Origin of the sequence: Caballeronia sp. INML1 (genome assembly GCF_023631085.1) — a bacterium.
In the GTDB taxonomy this organism is placed as follows: Bacteria; Pseudomonadota; Gammaproteobacteria; order Burkholderiales; family Burkholderiaceae; genus Caballeronia; species Caballeronia turbans.
Window position 1 is genome coordinate 1 of sequence record NZ_JALQDT010000076.1, and the last position, 15,973, is coordinate 15,973.

The 15,973-nt window shown below is 59.8% G+C and carries 14 protein-coding genes and 1 pseudogene; 12 read left to right on the forward strand and 3 right to left on the reverse strand.

The genetic code is table 11. The annotated features are described in order from the left end of the window. Positions 1 to 329: 329 nt before the first annotated feature. Positions 330 to 2,156, reverse strand: coding sequence for a serine aminopeptidase domain-containing protein (locus NCR38_RS30230; protein ID WP_061121371.1), 1,827 nt, complete (start codon positions 2,154 to 2,156; stop codon positions 330 to 332). A gap of 514 nt (positions 2,157 to 2,670) precedes the next feature. Here NCR38_RS30230 and NCR38_RS30235 point away from each other — a divergent pair. The 4 genes and pseudogenes from NCR38_RS30235 to NCR38_RS30250 all read left to right on the forward strand — a co-directional run bounded on the left by NCR38_RS30235 (position 2,671) and on the right by NCR38_RS30250 (position 5,237). Then, on the forward strand, positions 2,671 to 3,744 hold the full coding sequence (locus NCR38_RS30235) for a M4 family metallopeptidase (RefSeq protein ID WP_061121377.1): 1,074 nt from the start codon (positions 2,671 to 2,673) through the stop codon (positions 3,742 to 3,744). Positions 3,745 to 3,818: 74 nt separating this feature from the next. After that, positions 3,819 to 4,121 carry a protealysin inhibitor emfourin gene (locus tag NCR38_RS30240; RefSeq protein ID WP_061121370.1) on the forward strand — a complete coding sequence of 101 codons (303 nt, stop codon included), beginning with the start codon at positions 3,819 to 3,821 and terminating at the stop codon, positions 4,119 to 4,121. Between the two features lie 204 nt (positions 4,122 to 4,325). Beyond that, positions 4,326 to 4,556: pseudogene (locus tag NCR38_RS34555) on the forward strand (winged helix-turn-helix domain-containing protein); the annotation flags it as partial. 240 nt (positions 4,557 to 4,796) lie between these two features. After that, positions 4,797 to 5,237: a cupin domain-containing protein gene (locus tag NCR38_RS30250; protein ID WP_061121368.1), complete on the forward strand. Its 441-nt coding sequence runs from the start codon at positions 4,797 to 4,799 to the stop codon at positions 5,235 to 5,237. A 12-nt stretch (positions 5,238 to 5,249) separates the two neighbouring features. On the opposite strand, the gene NCR38_RS30255 is transcribed toward NCR38_RS30250, so the two are convergent. Beyond that, positions 5,250 to 5,618 carry a DUF2784 domain-containing protein gene (locus NCR38_RS30255; RefSeq protein ID WP_061121367.1) on the reverse strand — a complete coding sequence of 123 codons (369 nt, stop codon included), beginning with the start codon at positions 5,616 to 5,618 and terminating at the stop codon, positions 5,250 to 5,252. 204 nt (positions 5,619 to 5,822) lie between these two features. Between NCR38_RS30255 and NCR38_RS30260 the strand changes: the two genes are divergently transcribed. The 5 genes from NCR38_RS30260 to NCR38_RS30280 all read left to right on the forward strand — a co-directional run bounded on the left by NCR38_RS30260 (position 5,823) and on the right by NCR38_RS30280 (position 10,533). Next, the gene (locus NCR38_RS30260) at positions 5,823 to 6,287 is read left to right on the forward strand and encodes a MarR family winged helix-turn-helix transcriptional regulator (protein ID WP_250478093.1); all 465 of its coding nucleotides are present in this window, start codon (positions 5,823 to 5,825) and stop codon (positions 6,285 to 6,287) included. A gap of 21 nt (positions 6,288 to 6,308) precedes the next feature. Beyond that, the gene (locus tag NCR38_RS30265) at positions 6,309 to 6,722 is read left to right on the forward strand and encodes a DUF1398 domain-containing protein (RefSeq protein WP_061121366.1); all 414 of its coding nucleotides are present in this window, start codon (positions 6,309 to 6,311) and stop codon (positions 6,720 to 6,722) included. A 22-nt stretch (positions 6,723 to 6,744) separates the two neighbouring features. Further along, on the forward strand, positions 6,745 to 7,761 hold the full coding sequence (locus NCR38_RS30270) for a GlxA family transcriptional regulator (RefSeq protein ID WP_061121365.1): 1,017 nt from the start codon (positions 6,745 to 6,747) through the stop codon (positions 7,759 to 7,761). 140 nt (positions 7,762 to 7,901) lie between these two features. Further along, on the forward strand, positions 7,902 to 9,113 hold the full coding sequence (locus NCR38_RS30275) for a M24 family metallopeptidase (protein WP_061121364.1): 1,212 nt from the start codon (positions 7,902 to 7,904) through the stop codon (positions 9,111 to 9,113). 79 nt (positions 9,114 to 9,192) lie between these two features. Continuing rightward, the gene (locus tag NCR38_RS30280; protein ID WP_409241447.1) at positions 9,193 to 10,533 is read left to right on the forward strand and encodes an MFS transporter; all 1,341 of its coding nucleotides are present in this window, start codon (positions 9,193 to 9,195) and stop codon (positions 10,531 to 10,533) included. Positions 10,534 to 10,647: 114 nt separating this feature from the next. On the opposite strand, the gene NCR38_RS30285 is transcribed toward NCR38_RS30280, so the two are convergent. After that, entirely contained in the window at positions 10,648 to 10,815 is a 168-nt protein-coding gene (locus NCR38_RS30285) for a hypothetical protein (protein WP_250478094.1), read from the reverse strand. A gap of 517 nt (positions 10,816 to 11,332) precedes the next feature. On the opposite strand from NCR38_RS30285, the gene NCR38_RS30290 reads away from it, so the two are divergent. The 3 genes from NCR38_RS30290 to NCR38_RS30300 all read left to right on the forward strand — a co-directional run bounded on the left by NCR38_RS30290 (position 11,333) and on the right by NCR38_RS30300 (position 15,944). Beyond that, a complete protein-coding gene (locus NCR38_RS30290) occupies positions 11,333 to 12,325 on the forward strand; it encodes a GlxA family transcriptional regulator (protein ID WP_061121363.1) in 993 nt (330 codons plus the stop codon). A 679-nt stretch (positions 12,326 to 13,004) separates the two neighbouring features. After that, positions 13,005 to 14,123, forward strand: coding sequence for a GDP-mannose 4,6-dehydratase (gene gmd / locus NCR38_RS30295; protein ID WP_061121362.1), 1,119 nt, complete (start codon positions 13,005 to 13,007; stop codon positions 14,121 to 14,123). A gap of 306 nt (positions 14,124 to 14,429) precedes the next feature. Then, positions 14,430 to 15,944, forward strand: coding sequence for a mannose-1-phosphate guanylyltransferase/mannose-6-phosphate isomerase (locus tag NCR38_RS30300; protein ID WP_250478095.1), 1,515 nt, complete (start codon positions 14,430 to 14,432; stop codon positions 15,942 to 15,944). Positions 15,945 to 15,973: the final 29 nt, after the last annotated feature.

Below are 15,973 nucleotides of genomic sequence, written 5' to 3' on the forward strand. Positions count from 1 at the left end.
TGTAGCTCCTGGACTGGGTTTGGTTGGATGAGCATCAATCGTTGCGCTCGCAGCTACATATGCGAGGGCTGTGCCAGGCAAGGCTAGAAGATCTGTTCGGTTAATCTAACCGGCTGATATCAATGGAGAAAACAAGAAGATGACGCGGCTTTGCATCGTTTCTTCGAAGCGAAAATCGAGGCAACGTGTCGGTCGGCGAAAAACAGATCGGGGAGGGATGTTGGCGTCGGACGAACATCGTCGCGATTGAGGCATGTCGTCTTCGATACGGACCCGCGCAAGAGAAAGCAGGTCGCGACCGTACCGAAGACGAGGTGATGAAGATCAACTCAAAGTTGCTGGGAAACGCCGAGCGGTGCGACAGGTTCCATCACCGGCACGCTTCGTGGCTGCAGATCCTGAATGAACGTCTCGGACAGCGCAATCACGCTCGCCAGCGCGCGCGTGTCATAGAGCGCGTGATCGACATCCCCGCAAACGGCGGCCTTCACTCTCGCCGTTCGCGAGAGCTTCTTCCCATGGCGGCCGAAGTGGGCATTGAGTTGATCGAGGCCTTCGTCACCCGCGCCGTACACGAGCAACGTGCGCACGCCCTTGCGTTCGAGGGCGTGAACGACACTGTGCGGGTCCGTGAGCGATTCGTTGCCGCCTGCATGCACCGGTTTCCTGCGGGTTACGCCGAGCAACTGCGACTGCAGCCGCGCCGCCGCATTCGATGCGAAAGCCTTGAGGATCGGCTTGAACCCGCGTTGACCGCTCAGCACGAGCCACCATTTCCCGGGCTTCAGGATGGCCGGCCCGAGACGCGCCATCGTGTTGCGCCGCTGGTTCCTGAGTTCCTGCAGGGTCAGCCGCTCGGGTATGTAGAAACGCTGGAGGTTCACGGCGATCACGGCCGCGATAGCCGGCTCGACGAGCGATGCGCGCAACGCGCTATACGCGCCCGAGCAGATGCCGAACGCGATGACGTTGTCGTAGCCCTTGCGCTTGAGCCATGCGCCCGCGGTCGCGACGTCATCGATCGTGCTTTCCGCATGAATCGAGGCCATCGTGTCCAGCGTTCCGTCGGGCGAGCGGGCGGGGCTATCGCCGATGCCGCGCGCGTCGAAGCGCAACGATGCGATACCGCGTTGCGCCATTTCCCGCGCGAAGCGCACGGACAGACGGCTGTCGCCCTGATGCACGCTGCCCGCCGTGTTGGTGATGACGATGACAGGCCCGCCCGCGAGTCTGTCGCGCGGCTCGCACAAGATGCCGAAGAGTCCGGCCGCGCCGAAGATCACCGGGCGCTCAACGGCCTCCGGCGTTTCGATGATCGCATCGTCGCTCATGCTCGGCCGGGACGCCTTTCTCGTGCGAGCCGGCGCGAGGTCGCCGAGCTCGTCTTCGGCCATGCCTTGGGCGATCCATTGCGCAGTCCGCTTGAGCGTTTTCTCCGGCAACGTCGACGAGGCCGTCTCCTGCATGAATTCGAAATAGTCGTCGAAGCTGTCCGCTTGCACGTCGACGCCACGATCGCGCAATGCGGTGCAGAGCGACTGACTCGCGCCGGGCCGCATATCGGCCACGAACACGCGCTTGGGTAGAGCGGGATGACGGCTCATGGACTTGCCGAGATCGAGGCCGCTCAACCGGTTGCGAAACGCTTCGCTATAAACCTGACCGAGCACGTGATAGGGCGAATCCATCTGCCGGGCGCGCACGTCGAGGGGAAGATTCTCGACCCACGTGCTGCGCAAGGCAGTCAATTCGCGCAGATAGTGGCGTCCCTTCACGACGGGCGCGAGCAGTGCGAGCGAATCCACGAGCGGATGATGCGATGCGAGCGCCGCCAATGTTCCGCCCAGACGCAAGCCGCACAACGTGACCCTGGTCACGCCTGTTTCATGCCTCAAGCGTTCGACCGCCGCGCCGATATCCGCGACGAAGTCGTCGAGCCGATCGCTTTCGTGATCGATGCCCACCGAATCGCCCGTTGCAAGATAGTCGAAGCGCAGGACCGGAATGTCCCGCCGGGAAAGCTCCTCGGCGAGATAGCGCATGGCCTTGTGTCCCCACGCCTCCTCATGTCCGAAGGGATTGCACAGCACGACGCCGTGGCTTCCCTGACCCGCATGAAGCCACCCGAAACGGCCCCCGAAGACAAGCGGCGTCATGCGTCGCCTCCCCTTCCGAAATTACCGATGCAGGCGCGCGTGCTTCGGTAAAACGCGACGCTGGCAGCGTCACGCGTCCCTCGGCCGCCGAATTTTCTAATAAGGTCGCGCATTTTCTTGAGTTTCTCATTGCACGTTTTGGAAGATTTAACATCTTTTCGATTCGTCTTTTCGGTGCGGTGGCCAACAAACTGATGATTTGCGTAAACCTTCAGATGACCGGGAGACGCATGCAGGCGGGCTTCAAAAATCGCCGGTCAGGAGCAGATGTTTATCCGCAAGCCGCAAACGGTGACTTTCTTTCTCTTTATCATCAATATAGTAAGCATACCTATGTGTTTTGTAGACTCGAAAAACGACGTCCACTCGTTACACGTGCATGAAGCAGTTCACGAGGACCTCGCGTCTCGCCACGTTTCGGTAAAAGCGCCGCATTGACTATTCAGTTTCATCGTCTAGATTCTTCGTCGTAGCTGCGGTCGCCATCCCAATCGCTATGAAAAAGGACAGCATCATGTGCAATCACCCGAAGCCGGAACGTCCGCGTTCGATTTACTGCATTCTCCCGCCGCATATGCTCGAGCACATCGCAAAACATGGTGATGCGAAACAGCGTGAGATCGCCATCGACACCTTGTCGACGGACCACACGATGCGGCATTTCCGTTCCGTGCAGGCAGCACTCGCGCCACGGCGTGCCGCGCCGATGCCCACGGCTGCGGCCCCTTCCGCGAACAGGACGATCTACACGGCCAACCACACAGAGACGCTGCCGGGCACGGTGGTTCGGGCTGAAGGCGGGAAGCCCGTGAACGACGATGCAGTCGACGAGGCGTATGACGGACTCGGCGCGACCTTCGAGTTCTATCTCGAGGTGTTCCACCGCAACTCCATCGACGATGCGGGATTGCCGCTCACCGGAACGGTTCATTTCGGAACCGATTACGACAACGCATTCTGGAATTCACAGCAGATGGTCTTCGGCGACGGCGATGGAGAACTGTTCAATCGTTTCACCATCGCGCTCGACGTGATCGGTCATGAGTTGACGCATGGTGTGACGGAGCACACCGCGAGTCTGAACTATATGGCGCAGGCGGGCGCGTTGAACGAATCGGTGTCGGATGTGTTCGGTTCGCTCATCAAGCAGTATGCGAACAAAGAGACGGCCGACAAGGCGGACTGGCTCATCGGCGAAGGACTGCTCGCCAACGGCGTGAACGGCGTCGCGTTGCGGTCGATGAAAAATCCCGGCACCGCCTACGACGATCCGAGACTCGGCAAAGACCCGCAGCCGGACCACATGAGCCATTACGTTCGCACGACGCAGGACAATGGCGGCGTGCATATCAATTCGGGCATTCCGAACAAGGCCTTTTGCGTGACCGCGCTGGAAATCGGCGGATATGCGTGGGAGAAGGCGGGACGGATCTGGTACGAGACCCTGACCGACTCGCATCTCAAGCCGACGGCGACCTTCAAGACGTTCGCGAAGTTGACGCTCTCCACCGCGAGCAAGCTCTATGGCGCGAGCAGCGCGGAGTCGTCGGCGGTCAGGAAAGGATGGACCGAGGTCGGTGTATTGTGACGACTGGACTCTTTCTTGGTGCGGCCTTGATTTGCATGGGCTGCGCCTTGCATCAAACGTCACGGGAGCCTTCGATGCATGCGGAGCTGACGACCGATGGCGGATTCGCCGCCTTTCCAGGACTTGCACGGCCTGTGATACTCGACGAAGGCGACCTGTCGGCGCAAGACGGCGCCGAGTTCGCGCGCCTCGTCGCTGCGGCGCGCGACGAGGCAAGCGCGCCGGGCCCGCGCGCCGCGAAGCCGGTGCCGGACGGCCGCACTTACCGGATTAACATCGATGGCGGCGACGCGCTGCGGCTCAAGGCCGCGGATCCAGCCATTCCTCCCGCGTTTGCTGCCTTGATGGATTTCGTGAAGCGGCATGGGCATCGTTGAAGCGCGCTGCCTGAAACGAGAGTCGCTAACAGTGAGCTGGTTTAGTGTCTCTACGATCGGATTGGAGGCACAACCGTTTCCGGACATTCGCGCGGCTCAGCGCGGCGGCGCATGCGCAGAATTCTTCCGTGCATTCCCTTCTTCTTGCCGCGTTCGCGCTTGCTATCGGTGATGTGACGCACGCCCAGCCGAGCGAATCCCGATGCGATCGATATCGACCGCCGCACGCTTTGGCGCGAGCGTGTCGCGTCGCCGTTGTCCGCACGGCAATTCGCGTTGATGCACGCGCTTTTCGAGCGACCTGACGCAATTCTTTCCCGCGCGCAACTCGCAGACCGGATCTACGGTTGGGGAAACGAAGTGCAAAGCAATGCTCGACGTGCTCTTTCGTTCGATGCGCAAGCGCTTCGGTGCGCATTGATCCGCAACGTTCGTGACGAAGTCGAGTGCGATTTGTCATACAAGGAACGTCTTTTCTGTTTGCACCGTTCTGCGGCAAGGTATGATGGACATACATTACAAACTGTAATGTATGTCGCGAACCGGGTTCTGGCGAATTTGTCTATTAATGCGATCAGACCAATGCGGATCGCCCTGAGCGCAAGGCACCGACGCCTTCCGACGGAGCCTCGCTCTGTTTATGACCGATGAGCTGCAACGTAAAAAGGAGCCTTCATGACAAGTCCCGTTTTCGAGTCCGTGCGTCTGGATGACGTGTTGCTGGAGCCCGATCCGATCGACCCGGCGTGGATCCTCGAAGGCAATCCCGTTGCCCGCAGCGGCAGGTGGTCGCAAAGTCTCGATACCACGACTTCCTCCTGGGTCTGGGACTGCACCGCCGGCCGTTTCAACTGGTACTTCGAAGAAGACGAGACGATTTACGTGATCGAAGGCGAAGTTATCATCACCGCCGAAGGGCAAGAACCGCGCACGCTGCGCGCGGGACACGCTGCCCTGTTCTACGCGGGCACGCGTTCCGAATGGTACGTTCCAAGGTATGTGCGCAAACATGCGATCCTGCGCCCGCATATCACCAAACCGGTATTGCTCGCCCTCAAGGTGAGCCGCAAGCTCCAGGGCAGGCCGAGCGGCTATCTTCCCCGCACGTCGTTCTGAATCTCAATCCGTTCACGCGTCAGGCGGAATGCGGCGCCAAGTCACGACCACAGCGAGGAAGAATGCGACATAGGCGAGCGTGAACGCCCAGCCCGGCAAGTCCCAGTACAGGCAGGCGCCGACCCAACGCTGCACGAAGCCTTGCGCGCCGGGCGCCCCGGCGCGCAACTGATCTTCCAGAACGGTGAGCGGGCAGGGGAGGCCCGCGACGGCGAGTGCCGCGACGATGGCGATGGCAAAGATGTGCGCTCTGCGAAACGCGCGGTTGCGCGCCCAGTTGCGTCCGAACGCGGCGCCGCTCCAGATCGCGATCAATCCGCCGACGATAAAAATCACGATCAGCGCGTGCAGTACGAGAGTCGCGTTCGCGAGCCAGATCATTTTCAAGTGTTGATTCTTCTCTCGTTTCAAGCCGGCGTTTTGCGGAGTTCATCCCCGGACATACATTCCATAGTATGCGTCTACGGCGCTGGCAATATCGCGTACGCATTGCAGCGTACTGAAAAACGCACAGATGGTAGCTTGACATATGTTTCCGTGGAAACTAAAATTGTTTCCACGGAAACATAAAATGTGATTCGATCTGTGACTAACCTGTCTGCCACGCATGATCCTCTTGAGCGCCACCTCGGATACTGGATGAGGCTCGTATCGAACGAGGTATCGGACGCATTTGCACGCGCCTTGTCGGATCGGCAGATCTCCGTGGCCGAATGGGTTGCGCTGAACCATATCGCGAACCGTGCCAACTCGACGAACTCGGCAATGGCCGCTTCGATCGGGATGACGAGGGGCGCCGTTTCGAAGATTCTCGACAAGCTCGAATCAAAAGGGCTCGTCTCGCGCGTCGCAAGTGCTGATGACAGCCGTGTGCAAATACTGTCGCTTACACGCGACGCGCGTCGCTTGCTACCTAAACTGACCGCCATTGCCGACGGTAATGACGACCATTTCTTTTCCGTGCTCGACGAATCGGAGCGCAACACACTTCGCGATCTCCTGCAAAAGCTCGCCGAGCTTAATCAGATTCGCGAGATCCCTATCGAATGATCCTCGATGAATGGAGAAGGAATGAGTGAGGCGATCGAAAATCTTGCCGCCGCCCAACGACGCGCAATGAACGGCACACCGAAGTCCGGCGGATTTCCATATCTCGCGGAAGTGCTTCGGCAGGCTGGCGTCAGCAAGAACGTCTGGTTTCTGCCCTCGTGCCAGAGTCTTTATATGACGACGCGCGGTGCTGTGATTCAGCAAGGTGCGCCGTTAGCGCAGGGCGCACTCGACGTGCCGGCATTCGATCGCGGCGCACTGATCAAAGCGTTGCGGACGGATCAGGCGGGCCAAAGCACGTTCCCCGAGTTCCTTCAGAGCGCGTGGAATGCCGGCGTGGTTCGCTACGACGTCGATCTGATTCGCAGATGTGTTGTCTATTCCGGGTGCCAGGGTGAGGAATACATCGAGCACTATCCCGAAGTGATGGTGTGATACGGGAGCCAAGCGACCTCTCATGCCGTCCGCCGCCAATCTGCCCGACAAGACGCGGCGTGCCCATCTCGGCATGCACGATCTGCGTGTGATGCGAATCGGCTTCTTGCTTCTGGAAAACTTTTCGCTGATCGCTCTCGGCACGGCGGTCGATCCGCTCCGCATTGCCAATATGCTCGTCGAGCGCGTGGTCTACGAGTACACGCTCATTGGCACGAACGGTAACGCCGTGCGTTCGAGCGACGGCATCCGCGTGATTCCCGATGTCGCGATGCCGGAGGCGGCCGAGTTCGACGCCGTGTTCGTCGTCGGGCCGAATCCGATTCCGCGCAAGGGTATTGGCGCGATCATGGACTGGCTCCGCTTGCAGGCGCGTCGCGGCAGCGCGCTCGGCGGTCTCGATACGGGCAGCTATTTTCTTGCGCGCGCCGGCCTGCTCAATGGCTATCGCTGCACGATTCACTGGGAGGATCAGGACACGCTGCTGGAGCAGTTTCCGAAGCTCACCGTATCCAATCGGCTCTATGAAGTGGATCGTGACCGGTACACGTGCAGCGGCGGCGTTGCCCCGCTCGATCTGATGGTGCATTTGCTGTCGCTTCCGCCGGGCAGCCCCGCACTCGCGGCGCGTGTGCTCGAATTGCTCGTCGCGGAGCGGCGCGGTCACGAAGAGCGCCAGGTGACGTCGCTCAGGCAATACACCGGCGACGCACACGCCAAGCTCGATGAAGCACTGCAGGTCATGGAAAGCAATATCGAGGAGACGCTCAGCATCGCGGAGATCGCGGCATTCGTGAAGGTATCCCAACGTCAACTCGAGCGATGGTTTCAGGAGCGCCTCGACAGGACACCGGCGCAGGCTTACCTCGAAATACGCCTGCTGCGCGCGCGTCAATTGCTGTATAGAACCGCGCGCACGCTCGAAGACGTATGCGAGCGCACCGGCTTCACGTCCCTGTCCCATTTCTCGACGCGCTATAAGGCGCAGTTCAACATCTCGCCGATAGCCGATCGCCGGCGCTATCAAAAGGCCCTTTGAAGCAGCGCTCACAGGCGTCGTTCGTGGTTAACCCTCGATGTCGAAAAGCCGAATTTTGACGTCGAATCGGGAAATATCCAAAACCGCCAGGCTCCTACCATTCACTCACACCAACGGACTTTCACCGAGGAGCTGAGTGCATGAAAATGGAGAACCTTATCCGCATCGAGAACGGCGACAAAGCCACGCACACGTTCTCCGATGCCGAATACGCGAATCGCCACGGCAGGCTGCGCGAATTGATGGCGCGCGAGAACGTCGATGTCGTCCTGTTCACGTCGTATCACAACATCAACTATTACGCCGACTTTCTATATTGTTCGTTCGGCCGGAAGTACGGTCTCGTCGTCACGCCGAAGAAAGTCGTGTCAATTTCCGCGAACATCGACGGCGGACAGCCGTGGCGGCGCACCGTGGGGGACTATAACGTCGTCTATACCGACTGGCAGCGCGATAACTTTTTCCGCGCCGTACAAGGTGAAATCGAAAACAAGGGACGTGTGGGCGTCGAATTCGATCAGCTCTCGGTCGAGATGTTATCGAAGCTGAAGGCTGCGCTGCCGTCGGTGGAACTCGTCGATATCGGCGTGCAGACGATGCGCATGCGCATGATCAAATCGGCGGAAGAAATCGATGTGATCAAGCATGGTGCGAACGTGTGCGACGTCGGCGGCGCTGCGCTCGCAAAGGCCGTTCACGAAGGCGTGCCCGAGCATGAAGTGGCGCTCGCATCCACGCAGGCAATGGTGCGCGAGATCGCCCGCCGCTTTCCCGATTCAGAACTCATGGATACCTGGACCTGGTTCCAGTCCGGCATCAATACAGATGGCGCGCACAATCCCGTCACCACGCGCAAGGTGGAAAAGGGCGACATCCTCAGCCTCAATTGCTTTTCGATGATCGCGGGATACTACACGGCGCTTGAACGCACCATGTTCTTCGATCATTGCTCCGACGCCCATATGCGGTTGTGGAAGATCAACGTCGAAGTTCATGAGGCGGGGCTGAAGCTCATCAAGCCGGGTGCTCGATGCTGCGATATCGCGAGCGAGCTCAACAAGATCTATGCCGAATACGGCGTATTGCAATACCGCACATTCGGTTATGGCCATTCGTTCGGCGTGCTCTCGCACTATTACGGTCGCGAAGCGGGCCTCGAACTTCGCGAGGACATCGACACGGTGCTCGAACCGAACATGGTCGTCTCGATGGAGCCGATGATCATGCTTCCGCAAGGCCTGCCCGGTGCCGGGGGTTATCGCGAACACGACATCCTCGTCGTCGGGGAGAAGGGCGCTACGAACATCACAGGCTTCCCTTACGGACCGGAGCACAACATCATCCCGGCCTGAACGGCCAAGGCACGATCCGGCGGCGGCGTCGCCGCCGGCTCGCATGAAGCAATCGCATCATCATGTCGGGAGACAGTCGATGAATACGGAAAGAGCAGTCGCCGCGCAGGTCGCGATGCCCGAGGTATCGCACAAGGAGAGCACGCAAGTCGATCCGCAGATATTGAAGCGTGCGGCTTGTGCGAGCTTCATCGGCAATTTCGTCGAGTGGTTCGATTATGCGTCTTATGGCTATCTGGCGACCATCATCGCCGTCGTGTTCTTCCCGAAGACCGACGGCGCGACGGGTTTGCTCGCCACTTACGGCGTGTTCGCGATCTCGTTCATCGTGAGGCCGATCGGCGGCATCGTGTGGGGCCATGTGGGCGACAGGATAGGAAGGCGGACATCGCTGTCTCTGTCGATTCTTATCATGTCGTGTTCGACCTTTCTCATTGCATTGCTTCCGACTTATGCGCAGGTCGGCATGCTAGCGCCGGTTCTGCTGCTTCTCGTGCGCGTCGTGCAGGGCTTTTCTGCATCGGGTGAGTATGCGGGCGCGGCTGCGTTCCTCGCCGAATACGCACCGGACAAACGGCGCGGCATCTATACGAGCATCGTGCCCGCCAGCACGGCGGCGGGCTTGCTGTTGGGCTCGGTCCTCGTTGTTCTGATGCATGCCGCGCTCACGAGCGAGCAGTTGCAGTCCTTCGGCTGGCGTCTGCCTTTTCTTCTGGCCGCGCCGTTTGGTCTTATCGGTCGATATATCCGCGTGAAGCTCGAGGACACGCCGCGTTTCAAGGCAATGGAGAAGAATCATCAAGCCGCGCAGGCGCCGATAGCTGAATTGCTGTCGAAGCATCGCGGGAGAATGCTGATTGCATTCGGCGTAACGTGCCTGAATGCGGTGGCGTTCTATCTGGTGCTGAGCTACATGCCGACGTATCTCTCTACTGAAATGGGGATGAGCGAGAGCGCCTCGTTCATTGCGGCGACCATTTCGCTCACGGCATACATCGGCCTGATCTTCGTGATGGGTGCGATATCCGACCGCGTAGGACGCAAGTCGATGCTGATTGGTGCATCGATCTTGTTCGCGGTGTTGACGGTGCCGCTTTTCAAGGGACTGGCGGGCGCGAGCTTCGCAATGATCGTCGCGATCCAGGTCGCGTTCGGCGCGCTGCTCACGATGAACGATGGCACATTGCCGTGCTTCTTGTCGGAGATATTCCCGACGCGCGTCCGTTATAGCGGCTTTGCCTTCTGCTTCAATGCCGCGAATGCGCTCTTCGGCGGTACCGCACCGCTCGTCGCGACGTGGCTCATCAGCGCGACGGGCAACAAGCTGGCGCCCGCGTGGTATCTCGTTGGAGCCGCGGGCGTGGCACTCATTACAATGCTTGCAAGTCGCGAAACTTCGCACGCGCCGTTGCCGGATTAACTATTGTTCGCGGATGGACCGCTAACCCGTTGCGATTTGATAAGAGGATACAATGCGCGGCAGCCAGGAAGATTGTATGCGTAGCACACCAAATGATATTGCCTGTAAGGCGAATTAAAGCTGTCTTTTCGCATCTTTCGTCCGTTTCAGCATGGGCTTCACTGAAACCCCGTAGGGACTTTCCCCAAGCCCGGGATCTTTAACCCGTCGCTTCTTTTCACGATCCGGCATCCCTGTCCTCCATTGGACATCGATTGCCGGATCGCCATTCATTTGTTCCATGGGTCGATCCGCACTCATCGGTCTTTGATTTTCATTCCGGTGTATTCAGACAAAAGACTTCACCAGTCGATAAGTCGAACCTGGCAGCGGTCGTAGCGTTGCCAATGCGGCCGCGCGCAAACGATTGCGGGAATGTTATTCGGCGCTAATGGGCGCCGCGTCCACGTTTTCCAGCAGAAGGAGGGCTATTCAAATTTGAATGGCGGATTATCTGACTGGTATATAGCCAAACTTGCTGTTTGACCACGCATCTTTCGCAGGCTGCGAAAGGTCTCCTAAGTTGTACGCGTCATGCAGGATGTCTATACGAACGTGCGTGATCATTCGTAGACTAAAAACGGATCGGGAAGTTTTTTCATATGGATGCCTATTTTTTATCCAGCCCTCGACGCAATTTTTTCTTGCCTGTAACCTGAACGTGCAAATTCAGAAGCGACTTCTCAGTCCGACGACGCCCGTCAGTCGATTCGCTCGTTCAATACGAAGAACATTAACGCAACGACTCGGAGGCTACGTGATGTCAACTTCATCTGACGTTCTCGAAGCTGTGGATTGCATGGGTAGGCACGCCTATTCGATGCGGAATTCAGCAGTGGTAAAACATGTCGGTATCGTCCTGTACGACGGATTTTCCCTGCTCGCGGCCGGGATGGTCGCGGAGGCGTTGCATGCGGCAAATGAATTGCAATCGGAAGATGCGAACCGTTCCCTGACCTATCGCGTGAACCTCGTATCGGCCCGTGGTGGAACCGTCTCGTGTTCCTCTTCAATGTCGGTCTGGACAGAACAACTGGCGGGCCGGCAGTTCGAAAGCCTCGACAATCTTTTCGTCGCCGGTGGGACCGGGATCGCGCGCGCTTCAGCCGATGACGGTCTCATCGATCTCTTGCGACGCGTGAGCGCGAAGAGCGTCACGATAACCGCGATCGGTAACGGACAGATGCTCTTGTCGGCGGCGGGCGTGGCGCGACGTGACTGGCCCTCGATGAAGCCGGAGATACATCACAAGTCGCAAACGGCGATCGTGGACGATCATGAGCGCGATCAGGCCTTGATGACTTCGCTCGCGCTGCTCAAAAAAGACCTCGGCGCGGAATTGGCCGTTCGTGTGGCGGACCGCCTCGGCTCCGGTGCGGACCTTTCGCTCGCCGACAGGTTCGAAGAGATGTACGACGCGACGCTCGCGGAGAAAGCGCGCGCAGCGGCGCGCTGGCTTGTCCAAAACTGCGCAAAGCCGATATCCGTGGTGCACGCGGCGCAGATGTCGTCGATGAGCGAGCGTAACTTCCTGCGCTTGTTCAAACGCGAGATCGGTGTCACGCCTTCGAAGTACCTGCTTCGCGCGCGGCTCGAACTCACATGCAAACTGCTCGAGAGTAGCGATCTCCCGGTCGACAAGATTGCGCGGCGGACGGGGCTTAGCAACGGAGAGAGGCTGTCAAAACTTTTCCGCAAGGAATTCTCGATGTCCCCGACCGAGTTTCGCGCGCGAAGCCGCGAGAAATCCTGAGCGACGCCGGCCACCCGACGATCAAAAAATCTGTCGGAGCGCTTGCGGATGAATTGGCCGCGTTGCCGCCACGGATGCCTTCAACTCAGGAGATCGATGCACAAAAAAGAGAACCGTGAAGACGGCAACATAGCCACGATTCTCTAGCGCGGGGTAAAGCGGACCTACGATCGCCTCCGGCAGTGCTTCCGCGTTACCCGGCTCGGTCATGACGCCGACGGCATGGACGATGTTCCCTATCCCCGTATGTAGGCCGACAAAGCCTTGCCGAAGCACGCCGGTGCTTCGGGCGCAGTTTCGTTCTTACCGACAGTGCTTTCGCTGCCGACAACATCTTGGCGATTTCCGTCGCATCGCCATGCGCGAGCAAGGCATAGGTACAGTGCACAACAGCGACGGACGCAGCGAGGCTCATCTGGTTTCTCGTCGGCGAATTCCGAACCCTTCAGCTTGTTCTGCTTCAGGAACCCAGGAAACGCGTCCGAGTGCCCGCTTTCATGACGCGTCGTCCCTCATATAAGCGCGCCTGCCGGGCATGCAGGGCGGATGTTCCGCCGACAAGTCCGGATGCAGCGCCGTGCATGATCGTGGCGCCGGCTCGGCGGGGGATGTGGCGAGGCCCGTAGACACCTTCTGATTGCACTTCGAAAGTCGCACACGCACACGAGGAGAAAGAACGATGTCGAACAAGGTCGCGCTGATCACCGGGATCACCGGTCAGGATGGTTCCTATCTCGCTCAATTCCTGCTCGACAAAGGCTATGAGGTGCATGGCGTGAAGCGCCGTTCCTCCCTTTTCAATACCGACCGGATCGATCATCTCTATGAGGATGATCATGTCGCAAAGCGGCGTTTTCACTTGCATCACGGCGACCTGACGGACTCGACCAGCATTCTGCGCATCATCCAGCGCGTGCAGCCCGACGAAATCTACAATCTGGCCGCGCAAAGCCACGTAGCGGTGTCCTTCGAAGAACCCGAGTACACGGCCAACGCAGACGGCCTCGGCGCTCTGCGAATTCTCGAAGCAATGCGCGTATTGGGCCTCGAGAAGACGGCCCGCTTCTATCAGGCATCCACGTCCGAATTGTTCGGCCTGGTTCGGGAAGTGCCGCAGCGCGAGTCCACGCCGTTCTATCCCCGCAGTCCTTATGCCGTGGCGAAGATGTATGCATACTGGATCACGGTGAACTATCGCGAGGCCTATGGGATATACGCGTGCAACGGGATTTTGTTCAACCACGAATCGCCGGTTCGCGGAGAGACCTTCGTCACACGCAAGATCACGCGCGCCATCGCGCGCATTGCGATCGGGTCACAGGACCGTCTGTATCTCGGCAATCTGGCGGCGATGCGCGACTGGGGACACGCACGCGATTATGTCCAGATGCAATGGCTCATGCTTCAGCAACGGGAGCCCGAAGACTTCGTTATCGCATCGGGCGTGCAATACAGCGTTCGTGAGTTCGTTCACCACGCGGCGGCCGAGCTCGGCATGAAGATTCGCTTCGAGGGTAGCGGCGTCGATGAGGTCGGTATCGTGGAAAGCGTGTCCGCCAAGGAATGCCGGGTCGCCCCGGGTACGGTCATCGTTCGGGTCGATCCTCGCTATTTCAGGCCGACCGAAGTCGAAACCTTGCTGGGCGATCCATCGAATGCCCACGCGAAGCTGGGATGGGCCCCCACGGTGACATTCGCCGCGCTCGTCAAGGAGATGGTGCTGTCCGACTACCAGATAGCGAAGCGGGATGCGCTGATCACGCTTGCGGGATATCGGGCGCTGGAACATCACGAATGAGGCCGAGCGTTCGCTGATCGGGGGGCGCTTCGACGGAGAACGTCATCCGGTCGCCGAGCGCATGAGTCGGCGCGGATTCCATCTACCTTGCAGACTGGCGCTCGCCCTGGCGCAGCAGGAGCAGAGGGTCGCCGCGGTGCTTGACATGATGATCCGGTTTCTCTCGTGCCCGGGGCAGTCGGTGCAGCGTTTTCGTCAAACGATGCCAGCGGTAATGGTCCAACTTCACACCTCCGTCCGGCGGGCATGACTTCGGGTGCAGCGTTCCTTTCGACGGACGAATGTGGCAAACCACGGAGTTCAGCCATGCAAATCGCAACGAGTTCTGCAGACGCAACGACGGCGACATCCGGGCAAGCAGCGGATCGGCCGCTCTGCCGCCGCATCGTGCCGGTCATTCTTGCAGGCGGATCGGGCACGCGCCTCTGGCCGATGTCACGCGAACAGTTTCCGAAGCAACTGATCGGCGTCGTCGGACGCGATTCGTTGTTACAGGCGACGGTCACACGGATGGAAGGCTTCAAGGGCAAGTTCGACGTCGATGCGCAACCGGTCATCGTTTGCGGCGAGGAGCATCGCTTCACGACTGAAGAACAGGTGCGGCTATGCGGCGTCGGCGCGCGCATCATCGTCGAGCCGGCGCGACGCGACACGGCGCCGGCGCTGACGCTCGCGGCGCTCGCCATCGCCGATGCGCGCGAAGACGCGATCATGGTCGCCATGCCGTCCGATCATTCCATTGCGGACCTCACCGCGTTGCACAGTGCGATCTCCGCGGCGGCGAATCATGCCGAACGTGGAATGATCGTGACGCTCGGCGTTCCGCCCACGCGCCCCGATACGGGCTTCGGCTACATTCGCATCGGCGAGCCGCTCGGCGATGGCGCTCATCTGATCGATCGATTCGTCGAAAAGCCAGCCGCCGAGCTGGCCGCGCAGTACATCGCCGCGCAAACCTACTGGTGGAACAGCGGCATCTTCGTCGTGCGTGCAAGCGTCTGGCTCGATGCGCTCGCGCGTCTCAACGGCGAGATGCATGCGGGCTGCATCGCGGCGCTCAAGGATGGCAAAACGGACGGTCACTTCATTCGCCCGTGTCCGCATCAGTTCGGCCGCGTGCCGTCGGATTCGATCGACTACGCGGTGATGGAACATATCGGCGGGGCCGACTCGCCATGCAAGGGCGTGGTCGTGCCGCTTGCGGCGGGCTGGTCGGACCTCGGATCCTGGGATGCCGTGTGGGAAGCGATGGAGAAAGACGGGCTCGGCAACGTTGCGAGCGGACGCGTCGTATTCGAGGGCGCGACGTCCAGCTATGCGCGCTCCGAAGGCGGACGGCTGGTGGCGTGCGTCGGCACGACGAACGTCGTGGTCGTCGATACCGACGACGCCGTGCTCGTCGCCGACCGATCCCATGCGCAGGACATCAAGCGGCTCGTGGCGCGCATACGGGAGCAGCACGCGCCCGAAGCCGAGGCGCATCGGAAGGTGCGGCGTCCCTGGGGCTTTTACGATTCGATCGAGCATGGCGAACGCTTCCAGGTGAAACGCATCGTGGTGGCGCCCGGCGCGCGACTGTCGTTGCAGATGCATCATCATCGCGCGGAGCATTGGGTCGTGGTGAGCGGCACGGCGCTCGTCACGCGTGGCGAGGACCAATTCCTGCTTTCAGAAAACGAGTCGACGTTCATTCCGCTCGGCGTGCGGCATCGACTGGAGAATCCGGGCAAGGTGCAACTCGAAATCATCGAGGTGCAATCGGGCTCCTATCTCGGCGAGGACGATATCGTGCGGCTGGACGATTGCTACGGCCGCATCTGAGCGCGCGCCACCCGGTGCGTCAAGAACAA